The following is a 16462-nucleotide window of genomic DNA, read 5'->3' as shown; positions in this document are numbered from 1 at the left end:
AGTGGACTGGGGCCGGCCTCCTCGGAAAAGGCCCCGCGCGGAGTGGGGGTCTCCCCGGCTCGAGCGAAGCCGAGAGCCGGGGGAGGTTCTCCCGCGCGAAACCGGCCGCCGGCCCCGTTCCTCCCGCCCTCGGCCGGCGGCCCCGCCCACCCTGCCCCGGCCGGCGGCCCCGGCGGCTTCCCCCGCCGGCCGGGGCGGGACGGCTCCTTCGAGGCCCGCTCAGATCTGCCAGGACCGCAGCCGGTCGGCCGCGCCGTACACGTCGGTCTTGCCGGAGATCAGATCGCGGGTGAGGTCTACGAGGGCGCCGTAGGGCGGATCGATGCCGACGCCGCTGACGAACATGTAGGCCACGGCGGTCGCGCAGGCGAAGCGGGCGTTGGCCGCGGGCAGCGGCTTGAGCACGGCGAGGGTGTGCAGCAGGGCGGCGGCCCGCCAGGCGGGGTCGGAGTCCACGCCGAGCCGGGGCGGATCCACGCGGTGCCGGGCGACGGCGGCGACCAGCGCGGAGAAGTCGTCGACCGCGGGCTGGTCGGGCAGGACCTCCTCGTGGCGTTGCAGCAGCCAGGGGACGTCGATATGGATGACGGAGGGCATGCGTCAGGCGGCCTCGTCCTTCGCGGGGGACTCGTCGTCGGGGAAGGCCGCGGCGAACTCCTCGGCGTGCGCGGCGAAGAACCGGCGGAAGGCCTCGGCGCCCTCCTGCAGGGCCCGGTGCCGGGCGATGTCGGCGGCGGCGGCCTCGCGCACGAGGGCCTTCATCGACGTACCGCGCTCCTTGGCGATCTGCCGCAGGTCCTCTAGTTCCCGTTCGCTGAACTCCACATTGAGAGCTGGCATGCCCTCACGGTACCGCGCGGGTACTCAACCGTAAATATCAGCAGGTCAGATGCCCTTGTTTCCGGTACCTGCGGGACCCGACAGCCATGTCCGATTCCCGCCGGTCACGCGGCGCGCCACGCAGCAGACTCGGCAGCACGGAGAAAACCGGCAACGAGATGCCAGGAGCACCCGATGAGCACACGCACCGTCCACACCGTCCACCCCAGCCCGCTGGGCGACCTGCTGCTGACCGGCACGGTCTCCCCGGCCGGCCTGACACTCGGCTCGCTCGGCATGTCGGGGCAGCGCGGCGCGCCGGCGGTCCGCGCCGACGACCGCGACGACGGGCCGTTCGCCGAGGCGCACCGGCAGCTGGACGCCTACTTCGCCGGGCGCCGGACCCGTTTCGAGCTGCCGCTCGCCGGCACCGGCACCGCGTTCCAGCGGGCGGTGTGGCAGGCCCTCGAGGACATCCCCTACGGCACGACGACCACGTACGGCGAGCTGGCCGCCCGGCTCGGTGTGCCGCGCGCCGATCTGCGCGCGGTGGGCCGGACGCTCGGCGCCAACCCGCTCCTGCTCGTCCGCCCCTGCCACCGGGTGATCGGCGCGGACGGCTCGATGCGCGGGTACGCGGGCGGAGTCGAGCGCAAGCTGTGGCTGCTCACGCACGAGGGCGCCCTGCAGCCGGCCCTGATGTGAAGGAGGCCGTCATGACGTTCACTGCGGCCGAGGCCCGCCGCCGGGTGGCCCGCACGGACTGGGCAGCGCTCGCGGCCGAGCTGGACGAGCACGGCAGCGCGTCCACGGGCCCGTTGCTCTCCCCGCCGAGTGCGCCGACCTGGCCGCGCTCTACGACAAGCCGGAACTGTTCCGGACGACGGTCGATCTGGCCCGGCACCGGTTCGGCTCCGGCGAGTACCGCTACTTCACCCACGACCTGCCCGCCCCGGTGGCCGCGCTGCGCGCCGCGCTGTACCCCCGTCTGCTGCCGGTCGCCCGGGACTGGGCGGCCCGCCTGGACCGCCCGGCCCCCTGGCCCGACTCCCTCGACGAGTGGCTGGAGCGCTGTCACGCCGCCGGCCAGGACCGCTCGGCGCAGATCCTGCTCAGCTACGGTCCTGGCGACTGGAACGCCCTGCACCGGGACGTGTTCGGCGACCTGGTCTTCCCGCTCCAGGTGGTGATCGCGCTGGACGCGTACGGCACCGACTACAGCGGCGGTGAGTTCCTCATGGTCGAACAGCGCCCACGCGCCCAGTCCCGGGGCACGGCGAGCATCCTGCGCCAGGGCCACGGCCTGGTGTTCACCACCCGGGACCACCCCGTGCGCACCCGCCGAGGCTGGTCGGCCGGGGCGATGCGGCACGGGGTGAGCACCGTACGGTCGGGCCGACGGCGGACACTGGGGCTGGTGTTCCACGACGCGACGTAAGGAAACCGGACGAATCCGACGACCGGCCCCGCCCAGCACCGCTGACCCGACGACCGGTCCCGCCCAACACGGCTGACCCGACGACCGGCCCGCCCAACACCGCAGAACCGACGACGGCCCCCGCCCAGCACCTCGGAACCGGCAGCCCGCCGCCGCCCGGCACCGCTGCTCACGCGGCGGCCCTTCCCCTGCCCGGCACCGCTGGTCCGGCGGCCCGCCCCCGCCCGCCACCACCGGCCCGGCAACCCGCCCCCGCCCGCCACCACCGGCCCGGCAACCCGCCCCCGCCCGCCACCACCGATCCGGCAACCCGCCCCCGCCCGCCACCACCGATCCGGCAACCCGCCCCCGACCGGCGACACTGGTCGGCAGCCCGCCCCCGCGGGTCCCGCAGCAGCCCGTCCCGGCCCGGCGGTGGCCGCCGGTCACGGGCTCGTCCGCAGCCCGAACGCGGAGCCCCGCCCCTCGGCGCGCCGGGCCGTGCGCAGGGCGCCCTCGTCGCCCTCGTCGCCCTCGGAGATGGGGCTCTGGAAGGACGCCACGCGGCGGACTCGCCCTCCGGGAGCCGAGGGGGTGCAGCAGGTCGCGCAAGGCGGGGTTGGCCGCGGCGACGAAGCCGCAGGCCCGCCCGGCGGTCCCCTCACACGTCCAGCCGGCTGATCCGCACCGCCCCCTTCGCCTAGCCCCGCGCCGCGTCGAAGGTGATCACCGTCGGGCTGTCCGACGCGGTGGCCACTCCACCTTCGCGCCCGTGACCGGGACGAAGGCATGCCCGTCCCACACCGCCACGTCGGCCTTCGCGGGCAGGGTGTGCGTGGCGTCCACGGTGCAGGAGACCGCCACCCGGTCGAAGGTCCGGCTGCGCCCGAAGTCGGCCGACACCCAGTCCTCGGCACGCGCCCCGTTGAACGCGGGCAGCAGCGCGGTGGCCGACTTGGCGAAGACGGTGCGGCCGTCGGGGCCGGTGATCCGGGAGACGATCCGGACGTCCGTTGCGGTGCCGGACTCGTTCACCACCGCCGTCGCCACTCGGACCAGGGCGCTGCCCATGGAGACCTCGGGGGTCGTGACTCACAACTGATCGTGAACAAACAGATTCTGACGGGATGCCACATGCGATCGTCAAGGGTCCGGAGCCGGGCGACCGCCGCCGTCGGCACTTCGGCCGGAATTCCCCCCTGACCGTGTTCGACCGACCGGCCAGGTGTACGGCGCTCGCGGGCCGCGGCAGCCCCGGAAGCACTACGCTGGAACACGAGACGTGCCACCTGTTCACTGTGAGTGTGCGCTTGGGAGCGGTGACGATGAGCCGGGTCTATCCGTTCGACGAAGCGGCGACGGCCCGGGCTGTCATAGACGACCACGGAACACTGGTGGAGTGGAACGAGGGCGCGAGGCGCCTGCTCGGCCACCCCCCGGACGCCGTCCTGGGCCGCCCCGCGGCACGGCTGCTGGCCGAGCAGGACGGCCGGGCCCTGCCGACCGGCCCCCGCTGGCAGGGAACGGTCGGATTGCGCCACCGCGACGGCCGTACCGTCCCGGTCTGGCTGCTCGCCCACCACCGGCCGGGGCACGACGGACACGGCGGCAGCTGGCTCGTGGTCACCCCGCTGCCCGGCACCAAACCGCCTGCCGAGGACGACCCGCTCGCCGCGGCGGGCCTGATCCAGTCTCCGTGCGCCGTCGCCGTGTACGACGCCGAACTGCGGCTGCGCCGGATGAACGACGCGATGGCCGACGTCGTCGGCCTGCCGGAGGACCGCGTGCGCGGGCTGCGGCTCACGGAGATCGGCGGCAAGCCGCAGAGCGAGGACCTGGAGCAGGGCATGCTGCAGGTGCTGACCACCGGCAGCCCGCTGGACGTGCAGACCTATATGCGCACCGGCGGCGAGGACCGCGCCCACGCCTGGCTCGCCCGGATCGCCCCGGTCAGGGACGCTCAGGGCCGGGTGCGCGGGGTGTGTCTGGCCAAGCACGACGTCACCGAGAACTACCGGGCCCGCCAGCGGCTGCAGCTTCTGAACGAGGCGAGCGTGCGCGTCGGCAGCACGCTGGACGTCCTCCGTACGGCCCAGGAACTGGCGGACGTGTGCGTGCCCGCGCTCGCCGACTTCGTCACCATCGACCTGCTGAACCCGCAGGACTACGGCGGCGAACCCCCGGCCCGGGTCATCGCGCCGCTCACCCTGCGCCGGGCCGCCCATTGCTCCGTCCTGCCCGGAGCACCGGAGGCGGTGATCAAGCCCGGGCAGGCCGAGGAGTACCCGGCCGGCTCGCCGCAGGCGGACGCGCTGACCGCGGGCCACACGATCATCGCCTCGGTGGCGGCGGGCGAGATGCCGTCGTGGCTGACCTGGAACACCGCCCGGGGCGAGCAGGTGCGCAGATTCGGCATCCACTCCTCGATGTCGGTGCCGATCCAGGCCCGCGGGCTCACCCTCGGTGTCGCGGTGTTCACCCGCCACCGGCGCCCGGACCCGTACACCCCGGACGACCGGCTGCTCGCCGAGGAGATCACCACCCGGGCCGCCGTCTGCATCGACAACGCCCGCCGCTACTCCCGTGAGCGGGAGACCGCGCTCGCGCTCCAGCGCAGCCTGCTGCCCCGCACGCTGCCGCGCACGGCCGCGCTGGAGGCCTCCTCGCGCTATCTGCCGGCCGCACGGGCCGGGGTGGGCGGCGACTGGTTCGACGTGATCCCGCTCTCCGGGATGCGGGTCGCGATGGTCGTCGGGGACGTCGTCGGGCACGGCGTCGAGGCCTCGGCCACCATGGGCCGGCTGCGGACCGCCGTGCGCACCCTCGCCGACATCGACCTCGCCCCCGACGAGCTGCTCACCCACCTGGACGACCTGGTGGTCCGGCTGTCGGAGGAGTCCGGCGTCGTCACCAGCCCCGGCGAGGCAGGCAGCCCCGGCGAGGCCGGCGCGACCTGTATGTACGCCGTCTACGACCCGGTGTCCAGGCGATGCACGGTGGCCCGCGCCGGGCATCCGCCGCCCGTGGTCCTGCGGCCGGGCGGCGTGCCCCAGGCCCTGGACGTGCCCGCCGGTCCCCCGCTGGGTCTGGGCGGGCTGCCGTTCGAGGCCACGGAGGTGGAACTGCCCGAGGGCACCGTCCTCGCGCTGTACACGGACGGTCTGGTGTGGTCCCGGGAACGGGATCCGGAGACGAGCCGGCAGCGGCTGTACGAGGCGCTCGGCACGTACTCCGACTCCCTGGACGGGACCTGCGACCACATCCTGCACACCGTGCTGCCGCCGGGCGGCTCGGTGGACGACGTGGCCCTGCTGCTCGCCCGCACCCAGGGCCTGCCGTCCGCACAGGTGGCGACCTGGGACATCCCGGCCGACCCGGCACTGGTCGCACCGATCCGCAAGCAGGTCGTGGAACAGCTGGACACCTGGGCGCTGAGCGAGGCCACGTTCACGGCGGAGCTGGTGGTCAGCGAACTGGTCACCAATGCCATCCGGTACGGCTCGCACCCCATCCGGCTGCGGCTGATCCACGACACCAGCACCCTGATCTGCGAGGTGTCGGACACCAGCCACACCGCCCCGCACCTGCGCCGGGCCAAGGTCTTCGACGAGGGCGGCCGCGGCCTGCTGCTGGTCGCCCAGCTCACCCAGCGCTGGGGCAGCCGGCACACCCCGGAGGGCAAGACGATCTGGGCGGAGCTGCCGCTGTACGAGGGGGACCGGTAGGGCGCCCCGGTGGCGCGGCGGCCGGACGTGTGGTGATGGTCGCCTGCACCGGTTCGCCCGGGACGCCGACAGCGGTGGCAGCGGTGGCAGCGGTGGTGTGCCGGGCCCTCATGGCGCTCCCCCGCTCTCCCCGCCCGGTAGATCTCCCCGCCCTGTGTGGACGTACCGCGTGGCGGGCCGCATCCCGGCCATGTCCGGCGCCCGGTCCGGCGCGGAACGGCTCAGCCGCCCGCCAGCCAGGGCCGCACCAGCTTGCGGGCCTCGTGCAGCCGGGACTTCAGGGTGCCGAGGGGGATGCCGACGCGCTCGGCGACCTCCGCGTAGTCCAGCTGGCAGATGTCCCGGTAGACCAGCGGCGCCACCAGGTGCGGATGCGTCCGCTCCAGCCGCTCCAGCGCCTCCAGCAGGTCCACCCGGGAACCTGCGATGACGCTGGTCGTGCGGGGGTCGACGGCGTGCGCGGGCTCGATGGCGGCCGGCTGCTCGGCGGCCCGCCGCTTCAGCTCGCGGTACTTCTGCCGGGAGCAGTTGGCGACCACCGTGTACAGCCAGGTGCTGAAGCGGCTGCGGCCCTCGAAGCGGGATATGTGCCGCGCCACCTGGAGCAGTGCGTCCTGGGCCGCCTCCTCGGCGTCCTCCCGGCACGGCAGGAAGCGCCCGCAGCGGCGCAGGACCTCCGGCCGGATCTCGGTGAGCAGCCGGTCCAGGGCCGCGCTGTCGCCGGCGGCGGCCCGCCGGGCGAGGTCTTCCAACGGCGCCTGGTCCTGCACGGACGGGTCCCCCTTTGAGTCGATCTCAGGCCAGGCATGATAGTCGTATGCACTCCCTGGATCGGATCGGCCGCTACCGTCTCGAACGGCCGCTGGGCACCGGCGCCTTCGCCACGGTGTGGCTCGCCCACGACGACGAGCTCCAGGCCCCGGTCGCGGTGAAGGTCCTCGCCGAGAACTGGGCGCACCGGCTCGACATCAGGGACCGCTTCCTGTCCGAGGCCCGGCTGCTGCGCCGGGCCGGCTCCAGCCGCGTGGTGCAGGTCTACGACATCGGTGAACTGCCGGACGGCAGGCCGTACTTCGTGATGGAGTACGCCGCCGGCGGCACCCTCGCCGACCTGCTGGCGCACGGGCCGCTGCCGGTGGGGCACGCGCTCGCGCTGACGGCCGAGGCCGCCCGGGCCGCCGCCGCGCTGCACGAGGCGGGCATAGTGCACCGGGACATCAAGCCGACCAACGTGCTGCTGCACACCGCCCCGGACGGCACCCGGCGGGTGCTGCTGGCCGATCTGGGGCTGGCCAAGAGCCTCGCCCAGGCCTCGGTGCTCACGCTGGCCGCGGGCTCGGCGGGCTACCAGCCGCCCGAGCAGGCCGAGCCCGGCGAGGGCATCGACGAGCGGGCCGACGTCTACAGCCTGGGCGCCGTCGGCTACGAGCTGGTCACCGGGAGCGTGCCGGGCCCGCCGGGCCGGGTCGTACCGCCCCGGCGGCTGCGGCCGGACCTCGCCGAGGACGTGGAGCGGGCGCTGCTGCGCGCACTGGAGCCCGACCGGGTTCGCCGCTGGCCCGGCGCGCAGGCCTTCGCCGACGAGCTGGACCGGCTGGCCGCCGGGCCGCCCGCGCTCCGGTCCGCCCGGCGGCTGGACGGGGTGCGCGGCCGGCTGAACACGGTGACGCTGGCCGTGGCCGCGGTCCTGTCCGCGGTGGCGGCCGCGGCCACCGTGACCCTGGTGATCCACCACGGCGACACCTCGGAGCAGGTGCGGGTCACGGACTCGACGGGGCGGGTGACCGTCAAGGTGCCGCCGGGCTTCGGCCGCGAGCTGCGCGACTCCGGCTGGGACCCGAGCGCGCTGGGGCTCGCCAAGGGCCACGAACCCGGGCTGGTGGTGGCCGACGACCTGAGCCGGTGGCCCGATCTGCGGGCGGCGGTGGACGGCGTGTTCGTCGGGGTGAGCGAGCACGGCGACGTCACCGCGAGGGTCAAGGCCCTCGCCCACTCCGGCTGCCGCTTCTCCGGCAGCCGGACCTTCACCGACGCCGACTGGCACGGTCTGGTGCGGGCCTGGAGCGGCTGTCCGGACGGCGGCTCGGTCACCGAGTCCGCCCTGGACCCGGCGGGCGCCGCCACGCAGCCCCAGGTGTATGTGCAGGTGCGCCAGCGGGGCGACGGGGACGCGACCGAAGGGATACTCCGTTCGCTGAGCGTGACCTGAGGGGCGCCTGCGGGAGGTCACAGCGGGGAAAAGAATCCTGCGTGTGCCGAACTTTTCCGGGCCTGAGCGCATCGGAGTGTGAGGACGGCGCACCCGCGCCCTGAGGCACGCGTTCGGGCGCGTGCCACGACCCTCCAGGAGTGTTGAGCCATGGTGTACACCCCCCGGTCCGCGCGGCACGGAGCCCTGCTCGTGGGCACGGTCGCCGTGCTGGGCCTCCTGACCGCCTGCGGCAACGGCAAGGACGTCCACAGCAACCCACCGATCACGGCCTCCGGTACGGCCGCGCCGGCGACGGGCACCACGAAGAGCCCGGCGTCCGCCACATCGGCGCCGTCCGGCACGTCCACCGGCGCCGCCTCGTCCTCCCCCTCGAAGGCGGCTCCGTCTCCGAGCGGCGGCGATACGGCCACGCCCGCGGCGAGCACCCGCTGCCACACCTCCGAGCTGCGCGCCTCGGTGGGCCGCAACGACCCGGGCGCCGGACAGGAGAACTTCCCGGTCGTGCTCACCAACAAGTCCGGCCGGACCTGCACCCTGCGCGGCTATCCGGGCGCGGCGTTCGTGAGCGCCTCCGGCAGCCAGCTCGGCGCCGACCCCAGGCGTGAGCCGGGCTCCCCGGCGACGATCACCCTGAAGCCCGGGCAGAGCGCCTGGGCGGGGCTGACCTTCTCCAACCCCGGCATCAGCGGCGCCAAGACGGCCACCCCGGCCGCGCTGCTGGTGACACCGCCGGACGAGCGCGACTCGCTGAAGGTGACGTGGACGGGCGGAGCGGTGCCCGTCTCCGGGAACTCCTCGTCCGTCTTCCTGTCGGTGTTCAGCCCCGGCACGGCCCCCTGACCAGCCCGGACACCCCCGAGAACCCCGCTGCCCCACTGCCTGGGCAGCGGGGTTCGTCATGCTCGCGCCCCAACTGTCACAGGACGGCAACAGGCACCGGCGGCCGCGATCTTTCCCCCGACTCCCGTCATCGAACCGGTCGACCCACACCGGCGAGCAGGCCCCGCAGGGGCCGTGACAAGGAAATCGGGGACAAGATGAGCGGGATCTCACGCAGGCGGGTGCTGACGGCGGGCGCGGCGGCCGGCGCCCTGGGCACGCTGGCCGCATGCTCCTCCGGCACCGGCCTCCGGGTCGGCGGCCCGGCGGACGGCGGCAAGGGCACCGCCCAGGCCCGGCCGGTGAAGCCGATCGGCGACGGCTCCACGGCCGACACCGGGGCCCAGCCGCACCAGCCGGTGCCGGCCCGCCTGAAGCCGGGCCAGAAGCCCCCGCAGTTCGTGGTGTTCTCCTGGGACGGCGCGGGCGAGCTGAGCAACCAGCTCTTCTCCCGGTTCCGCAAGGTCGCCGCCGACCACGGCGCCAAGATGACGTTCTTCCTCAGCGGCATCTACACGCTGCCCGAGTCCAAGAAGAACCTGTACCGTCCGCCGCAGCAGCCGGTCGGCGCCTCCGCCATCGGCTACCTCGCCGACCGGCACATCCACGCCACCCTCCAGCAGGTCCGCGCGGCCTGGCTGGAGGGCCACGAGATCGGCACGCACTTCAACGGCCACTTCTGCGGCGCGACCGGCGTGCGCAACTGGTCCCCGGCCGAGTGGCGCAGCGAGATAGACCAGGCGGTCGACTTCGTGACCAAGTGGAAGACCAACACCGGCTTCACCGACCTCGAACCGCTCCCCTTCGACTACCGCAAGGAGCTGATCGGCGGCCGTACGCCGTGCCTGGAGGGCCAGTCCAACCTGCTGCCCACGGCGGCCGCGCTCGGCTGGAAGTACGACGCCAGCTCCCCCGGCGGGCTGCAGATCTGGCCGGGCAAGGTGCAGGGCGGGAAGATCTGGGACTTCCCGCTGCAGTCCATACCGTTCCCCGGGCACTCCTTCCAAGTGCTCTCGATGGACTACAACATGATGTTCAACCAGTCCGGCGGCAATCCGAACGGCGACCGAGCCCAGTACGACGCCTGGCGCACCCAGGCCCGCGACGCCTATGTCGCCGGATTCCAGCGGGCGTACACGACCAACCGCGCCCCCTTCTTCATCGGCAACCACTTCGAACGCTGGAACGGCGGCATCTACATGGACGCCGTCGAGGAGGCCATCGGCAAGATGGCCGCGTACGGCGACGACGTGCGCTTCGTGTCGTTCAAGCAGCTCGTGGCCTGGCTGGAGGCGCAGGACCAGGCGGTGCTGCGCAAACTGCGCACGCTGGTGCCGGGACAGGCCCCGGCGGGCGGCTGGGAGGAGTTCCTGGGCGCGGCGGGGAGCAAGGCGTCGTAGCGCGAACGGCAGTGTCTGCTTTCATGGGCGGGCACCATGTGATCGCCTCCGGAAGGACCCGCCCTGAACACCCCCCTGGCCGAGGCCCTGTCCGTCGTGCTGCTCGTCGCCGTGCTGGCCTGGGCCGTCGTCCGGCCCTTCGGGTGGCCGGAGGCGGTCATGGCCGTGCCGGCCGCCGGTGTCGCGGTCGCCACCGGGGCGATCTCGCTGGAGCACGCCAGGGCGGAGGCGGAGCGGCTCGGTCCGGTGGTCGGGTTCCTGGCCGCGGTGCTGGTGCTCGCCCACTTCTGCGATGTGGAGGGGCTGTTCCGGGCGTGCGGGGCGTGGATGGCCCGGTGGGCGGCGGGCCGTCCGGTGCGGCTGCTGACGGCGGTCTTCGCGCTGGCGTCCGCCATCACCGCCGTCCTCAGCCTGGACGCCACGATCGTGCTGCTCACGCCGGTGGTCTTCGCCACGGCCGCGCGGACCGGCGTACGGCCGAAACCGCATGTGTACGCCTGCACGCATCTGTCGAACACCGCGTCGCTGCTGCTGCCGGTGTCCAATCTGACGAACCTGCTGGCGTTCGCGACCAGCGGGCTGAGCTTCACCCGGTTCGCGGCGCTGATGGCGCTGCCCTGGCTGGTGGCGATCGGTGCCGAGTTCGTGGTGTTCCGGCGGTTCTTCGCCCGGGACCTCGCGGCGGCGGCACCGACGGGCGGGGACACCGCTGCGGTGCCGGAGCCGCCTGTGTTCGCCCTGGTGACGGTCGCCTGCACGCTGGCGGGGTTCGTGGTGGCGTCGGCGTTCGGCGTGGAACCGGCCTGGGTGGCGGCGGCGGGTGCGCTGGTGCTGGCCGGGCGTGCGGTGGCCCGGCGGAGGGCGACCCCGCTGACCGTCGTGCGCGCGGCCGCCCCGGCCTTTCTCGCGTTCGTCCTCGCCCTGGGCATCGTGGTGCGGGCAATCGTCGACAACGGGCTCGCCGACGTGCTGGGACAGGTCATGCCGGGCGGCACCGGACTGCCGGCGCTGCTCGCGATCGCCGCGCTGGCCGCCGTCCTGGCCAACCTGATCAACAACCTGCCCGCCGTGCTGGTCCTGCTGCCACTGGCCGCGCCGGCCGGACCGGGGGCGGTGCTGGCGGTGCTGCTCGGGGTGAACATCGGCCCGAACCTGACCTACGCCGGCTCGCTGGCCACACTGCTGTGGCGGCGGATCGTGCATCAGCACGAGCACGAGGTGGATCTCGGGGAGTTCACCCGGCTGGGCCTGATCGCCGTGCCGTCCTCGCTCGCCGTCGCGGTGGTGGCACTGTGGGGGTCGCTCCAGCTCTTCTGACGGGGGTACGTGCGCCGAAGGAGGCCGACCGGATGCGTGTGATCGCCTGGCTCGTCGAGGGCACCTGGCCCGCCTGCGTGGACGCGGTGCGCAGCCATGCGCCGGACCCCGCAGAGGTGGTGCTGCTGCACGTCAGCGGGCCCGAGGTGCCGGGTCTGGCGCACGGCGCGTTCGCGGGGCTGCTCGGCCGGGGGCATCCGGAAAGGGACCCGGGCGACCGGATGGCGGCGCTCGGCGGAAGTTCGGCGGCCGAACTGCTGGACGCTGCCGCCGAGCGGCTGGGCCGTCCCTGTGTGCGCGAGGAACGCTCGGGCCGGGTCGAGCGGGAGGTGGTGGCCGCCGCCGAGGGCGCCGATCTGCTGGTGCTGGCCCGGGACGGCGACCGGTCCCGGCTCGGGCCGAAGAGCCTCGGCCCTACGGCCCGGTTCGCCGTCGACCACGCGCCCTGCCCGGTGCTGCTGGTATGGCCGGAACCGCCCCCGGCGCTGGGCACGATCCCGCCGCCACCGCCACACGCGCCCTGAGTCACCGGCGGTGACGCCCACCGTAGCCGCCGCCGTCCCCGTATCCGCCGCTGCCCCAGCCGCAGGAGTACGGGTACGCGGAGCAGGGGCCGACCGTGGCCGACGGCGCGGGAGCGGCGACGGTCGCGGTGGGCGTCCGGGTCGGCGACGCGGTGGGGCCGGAAGCCCGGGTGGTGGGTGTCGTCCTTGGGGACGCCGGGTGCGTGGTGGCGGTCGGCGACGAGGTGCTGTCGCTGTCCCAGTTGACGTTCTGCATCTGCAGTTCGGGCTTGGCAGTGTCGACGGACCACCGCTGGACGGCGCCGGGGGCGCGGGTCTTGAGGACGAGGGCGCCGGAGCCGTCGGTGGCGGCCGGGGTGAGGGCCAGGTCCTGGTTCCAGCGGGGTATCAGGGCACCCTGGAGGGTGAAGTCGTAGCGGATGTTCTTCGCGGCCTTGCCAGTGGCCGAGCAGGGGGCGAGGCGGATCGAGTAGCCGAGGTGGGAGTCCAGGCAAAGGCCGGGCGCGGCGGAGTTGCGCAGCAGTCCGTCGGTCTCGTACGTCCACTGCTGGCTCGGGGTCGCGGAGCAGGAGGCGAGTTCGGTCTCGGCGCCCTTGACGGGCTTCTCGCCGACGACCCCGACACACAGTCCCGAGGCGAGGTTGTGCAGCCGGCCGTGCAGGGCGTGTTCGCCGGCCCCGTTCCCACCGGCCCAGGACGCGCCGGGACTCGCAGCGTCCTTGCCGGGCGCCGGAGAGGACGTGTCCGCGCCCGCCGGGGCCGCTCCGCCACCCGACCCGAGCACCGACCACAGCACCAGGGGCAGCACGACCAGCCCGCTGACGGTGGCGACGGCCAGGGCGAGATTCCGGCGCCGGACGCGCCGGGCGCGGGCGGCACGATGGGCCGACCGGCGGGAGGGGGCGGTGTCCCCGGGGCCGCCCGGGGTTCCGGGGACGGCCGAGTGCCGGGGGGTGCCGGCGGAGGCGTCGGCGGAGGCCGGGCCGGCGCCGGAGGCGAAGTCGGCGGCATCGGTGGAAACGCGCGCGGAGACGAAGCCGGCGAAGTCGGCGGACGCGGTGGCGTCGACATCGGAAGCGGGGGCACGGCGGCGCGCGGCCCTGCCGGTGCCGCTCCCGTCCGTCGCCCCTGCGAAACCGGTTCGACGCCTGCCCCCGGACGAACCACGCCGACGCCTGCCGCCGCCGGAACCGCCCCAGCCCCCGGACTCGGCGGAACCGCCCCCGTGCGGCGGCTCGGCCGGCAGGAAGGGCTCGCCGGACGCGGGCGTGAAGGTCTCGGGCCGCGGGGCCGGTTCGGGCGGCTCCTCGGCCCGGCTCGCCCGGGAGTTCACATAGGCGTGGGCGCCCCAGCCCAGGACCGCTTCGGCGAGGGCGAGGCCGAGTCCCGCGTTGAACACGGCCAGTTGGTCGGCCGTACGGCTGCAGTGGCCGCACCGGTCCAGGTGTTCACGCAGATCCGGGTCGATGTCGACGCCGCCGCGCCGGAACGTCACGTCGAGCATGCGCAGATAGCGCCGGCACTCGTTCTCGGGGGCGAGTTCGCGGTGCGCCTGAAGACACTCCTCGCGCAGCCGTTCCCGGCCCCTGCGGAGTTCGGCGCGGGCGTCCTCCTGGTCCAGGCCGAGCAGGGCCGCCGGTACGGCGAGCGGTTCGGCCTCGACCTCCGTGTGCCAGAGCACGGCACGGGAGATCTGGGGCACCCGCTGGAACGCGCGGGACAGCAGCCGCCGGCCGGGCGGCGGCAGCAGCCGGGCGGCGGCACGCTCACCGGTGGCGGCGGACCGCAGCGCCGGGTGGAGCAGTTCCTGGCGGCCGTCGGTGTCCCACTCGGCCGCGATCCGCCGGACGGCGACCAGCACATGGGGCCGCCAGGCGGCGGTCGGGCCGGCCTGCCGCAGCGACTCCCCGAACAGCCGGGTGAAGGCGGCGGTGGTGAGCATGCCGGCGGCACGCGTCCCGTCGGTGCACAACCGCGCGTAGGCGAAGGCCGCTTCCCAGTGCCGGTCGAGGAGTTCACCGACGGGATGGAGCGCGGGTGTCCCTCCCGTCCACTTCTTCAGCTCGGCACTCAGTTGTTCGTCCGACCGGCCTGCCTCATTCACGACTGCATTCCTCCAGACGTGATACATGAATTGGTCCATACCAAGCAGTATGGAAAGGTGGTGGGGCTGCTCGAACGTCCACCTGAGGCGGCTCTTTTGAAGCGTGGGGGTGTACGGGGAGCGGCCTGGCGCATACAGCGGGAAATGCGATGAGCCTGCGCGCCGTCAGCGCACACCTTTGCACAGCCGCGCACGTGCGAACAAGAGATCTCTCGATTATCGACATTAACGGTGGCAGGCTTCCTTATTGACGCAGATTCAAGGTAATCCTTTTCTTCCCATTACCGCCCCTCGCCCGCCCGGTAGGCACCGGGCGGCACTCCGTAGCGCGCCCGGAAAACCCGGCTGAAGTGGAAGGGATTGCCGAATCCGGAGGCCGCCGCCACCCGTTCCACCGTGAGGTCGGTGGCCTCCAGCAGCCGGGCCGCGTGCCGCAGCCGGGTCTCGCGCAGCGCCCGCATCGGGGAGCGCCCGGTGCGCAGGGTGAACAGGTGGGCGAAACGGGACGGGGACAGCGCCACGCTCTCGGCGAGCGAGCGGACGGTGTGCGGGGCGCCCGGGTCGGCGGCGATCAGCTCCTCGGCCCGGCGCACCCGGGCGTCGGCATCGGCTGCCGGAGGCGGCGTCCGGCCAGCGCCGGCCGCGAGCAGGACGACCTCCTCCAGCGCGCACAGGGCCAGTTCCCGGGCCAGGCTGCCATGGGCCACGGCCACCGGGTCCGGCTCGCGCGCGGTGCCCTCGGCCGGTCCGGTGGAGTCGGCGAGCATCCGGCCGAACGCCGCCTCGATCCGGCCGTGCGCGGCGCCGGGTACGGATGTCACGGCGTACAGGCCGTCGGACACCGCGTACGGGGCGAGCCAGGTCGTCCAGGACGGGCGGGCCTGGCAGTGCGTCCACCAGAACCGCCAGCTCTCGGCGCCGGGCGCGACGGTGTAGCGGTGGCCGGTGCCGGGAGCGAGCGCCACGAGATCCCCGGCGCCGGCCCGGACCCGGGCGGCGCCCTGGCGGAGCAGTCCGCAGCCGCCGAGGGTGAAGGTGAACAGCCAACTCGCCGATCCCCCGGGCCGGTTGACGCCATAGCCCGGCCGCTGGTCGTAGCGGCCGGTCACCACGAGTCCGGGCGGCGGGGACAGGTCGGCGGCGGCAGCCGTCACGGGCAGGTCCTCAGCATGCACAGGCATCCTCCCGTCGGGCGCCTCGGCCTAGCGTGGCGAGTGGGTGACCACCTGACCACCGGACTCCAGGGAGCGGGCACATGACAGTCACGGACAACGGCGCCATCCTGCCTGAGGCGCAGCGGCAGCGGTTCGAGGAGGACGGGTTCACCGTCGTACGGGGCCTGTTCGGTCCGGATGAGACCGAGCGGCTGTGCGCCGCGTTCACCGCGCTGCACGCGGCCGGTCCGGTACCGGGCCGCTTCGAGCCGCGCCCGGCGGACCCGGACCCGCTGCGCCGGTACCCCCGGGTGATGCAGCCGCACGAATTCGAGCCGGTGGCACGGGAGTTCCTGCTGGACGCCCGGCTGCGGGACGTACTGGAGGTGCTGTTCGGCGAGGAGGTGCTGGCCGCGCAGAGCATGTTCTACTTCAAGCCGCCGGGCGCGCGCGGGCAGGCGCTGCACCAGGACAACTTCTATCTGCGGGTCGAGCCGGGGACATGTGTGGCGGCCTGGGTGGCCTGTGAGCCGATCGACCGGGACAACGGCGGTCTCGAGGTCGTCCCGGGCACCCACCGGATGGACCTGTTCTGCCCCGAACTCGCCGACGAGCAGGTGTCGTTCGCCCGCGAGTACGTCCCGCCGCCACCCGGTCTCGTACCGGCACCGGTGGATCTGGCTCCGGGTGACGTGCTGTTCTTCAACGGCAGCCTGGTGCACGGCTCCGGGCCCAATCGCACGGCCGACCGGTTCCGGCGCTCGTTCATCGGGCACTACGTGGGCCGCTCTGCGGAACGGATCGGGGCGTACTACCGGACGCTCACGATGTCCGGCGAGCGGGTGCCGTTGCCGGAAAGCGGGGGTGCGGGTCCGTGTGGCACGGAGTTCACACCACACGGACCCCACTGA

The 16462-nt window shown here is 74.0% G+C and carries 13 protein-coding genes and 2 pseudogenes; 9 read left to right on the top strand and 6 right to left on the bottom strand.

Annotated features, from left to right (window positions below):
* Nucleotides 1-219: 219 nt before the first annotated feature.
* Nucleotides 220-597, bottom strand: coding sequence for a toxin Doc (locus ACQPXS_RS41765; protein WP_360148727.1), 378 nt, complete (start codon nucleotides 595-597; stop codon nucleotides 220-222).
* 3 nt (nucleotides 598-600) lie between these two features.
* Nucleotides 601-840 carry a hypothetical protein gene (locus ACQPXS_RS41760; protein WP_356316855.1) on the bottom strand — a complete coding sequence of 80 codons (240 nt, stop codon included), beginning with the start codon at nucleotides 838-840 and terminating at the stop codon, nucleotides 601-603.
* Nucleotides 841-1014: 174 nt separating this feature from the next.
* Between ACQPXS_RS41760 and ACQPXS_RS41755 the strand changes: the two genes are divergently transcribed.
* Nucleotides 1015-1524 carry a methylated-DNA--[protein]-cysteine S-methyltransferase gene (locus ACQPXS_RS41755; RefSeq protein ID WP_433454719.1) on the top strand — a complete coding sequence of 170 codons (510 nt, stop codon included), beginning with the start codon at nucleotides 1015-1017 and terminating at the stop codon, nucleotides 1522-1524.
* 11 nt (nucleotides 1525-1535) lie between these two features.
* Nucleotides 1536-2257: pseudogene (locus ACQPXS_RS41750) on the top strand (2OG-Fe(II) oxygenase).
* Between the two features lie 679 nt (nucleotides 2258-2936).
* On the opposite strand, the pseudogene ACQPXS_RS41745 reads toward ACQPXS_RS41750, so the two are convergent.
* Nucleotides 2937-3199 (bottom strand): annotated as a pseudogene (locus ACQPXS_RS41745) (hypothetical protein); the annotation flags it as partial.
* 362 nt (nucleotides 3200-3561) lie between these two features.
* Between ACQPXS_RS41745 and ACQPXS_RS41740 the strand changes: the two are divergent.
* Nucleotides 3562-5961, top strand: coding sequence for a SpoIIE family protein phosphatase (locus ACQPXS_RS41740; RefSeq protein WP_433454718.1), 2400 nt, complete (start codon nucleotides 3562-3564; stop codon nucleotides 5959-5961).
* 221 nt (nucleotides 5962-6182) lie between these two features.
* On the opposite strand, the gene ACQPXS_RS41735 is transcribed toward ACQPXS_RS41740, so the two are convergent.
* Nucleotides 6183-6731, bottom strand: a complete 549-nt coding sequence (locus ACQPXS_RS41735) for an RNA polymerase sigma factor (RefSeq protein WP_433454717.1) — start codon at nucleotides 6729-6731, stop codon at nucleotides 6183-6185.
* Nucleotides 6732-6778: 47 nt separating this feature from the next.
* Between ACQPXS_RS41735 and ACQPXS_RS41730 the strand changes: the two genes are divergently transcribed.
* The 5 genes from ACQPXS_RS41730 (at nucleotide 6779) to ACQPXS_RS41710 (ending at nucleotide 12293) form a co-directional block, all read left to right on the top strand.
* On the top strand, nucleotides 6779-8170 hold the full coding sequence (locus tag ACQPXS_RS41730) for a serine/threonine-protein kinase (protein WP_433454716.1): 1392 nt from the start codon (nucleotides 6779-6781) through the stop codon (nucleotides 8168-8170).
* Nucleotides 8171-8320: 150 nt separating this feature from the next.
* Nucleotides 8321-9013 (top strand): DUF4232 domain-containing protein, encoded by a 693-nt coding sequence (locus ACQPXS_RS41725; RefSeq protein ID WP_433454715.1) that lies wholly within the window; start codon nucleotides 8321-8323, stop codon nucleotides 9011-9013.
* A 197-nt stretch (nucleotides 9014-9210) separates the two neighbouring features.
* Nucleotides 9211-10452: a hypothetical protein gene (locus ACQPXS_RS41720; protein ID WP_433454714.1), complete on the top strand. Its 1242-nt coding sequence runs from the start codon at nucleotides 9211-9213 to the stop codon at nucleotides 10450-10452.
* 63 nt (nucleotides 10453-10515) lie between these two features.
* A complete protein-coding gene (locus tag ACQPXS_RS41715) occupies nucleotides 10516-11769 on the top strand; it encodes an SLC13 family permease (RefSeq protein ID WP_433456183.1) in 1254 nt (417 codons plus the stop codon).
* A 32-nt stretch (nucleotides 11770-11801) separates the two neighbouring features.
* Nucleotides 11802-12293: a universal stress protein gene (locus tag ACQPXS_RS41710; protein ID WP_433454713.1), complete on the top strand. Its 492-nt coding sequence runs from the start codon at nucleotides 11802-11804 to the stop codon at nucleotides 12291-12293.
* A 1-nt stretch (nucleotide 12294) separates the two neighbouring features.
* Here ACQPXS_RS41710 and ACQPXS_RS41705 read toward each other — a convergent pair whose 3' ends face one another.
* Both ACQPXS_RS41705 and ACQPXS_RS41700 read right to left on the bottom strand, forming a co-directional pair.
* Nucleotides 12295-14424 (bottom strand): ricin-type beta-trefoil lectin domain protein, encoded by a 2130-nt coding sequence (locus ACQPXS_RS41705; protein WP_433456181.1) that lies wholly within the window; start codon nucleotides 14422-14424, stop codon nucleotides 12295-12297.
* A gap of 254 nt (nucleotides 14425-14678) precedes the next feature.
* Nucleotides 14679-15578: a helix-turn-helix domain-containing protein gene (locus ACQPXS_RS41700; RefSeq protein ID WP_433454712.1), complete on the bottom strand. Its 900-nt coding sequence runs from the start codon at nucleotides 15576-15578 to the stop codon at nucleotides 14679-14681.
* 74 nt (nucleotides 15579-15652) lie between these two features.
* Between ACQPXS_RS41700 and ACQPXS_RS41695 the strand changes: the two genes are divergently transcribed.
* Nucleotides 15653-16462: a phytanoyl-CoA dioxygenase family protein gene (locus tag ACQPXS_RS41695; protein ID WP_433454711.1), complete on the top strand. Its 810-nt coding sequence runs from the start codon at nucleotides 15653-15655 to the stop codon at nucleotides 16460-16462.

Origin of the sequence: Streptomyces sp. CA-142005 (assembly GCF_050942335.1) — a bacterium.
Taxonomy (GTDB): domain Bacteria; phylum Actinomycetota; class Actinomycetes; order Streptomycetales; family Streptomycetaceae; genus Streptomyces.
This window is presented reverse-complemented; position numbering and strand designations above follow the sequence as displayed.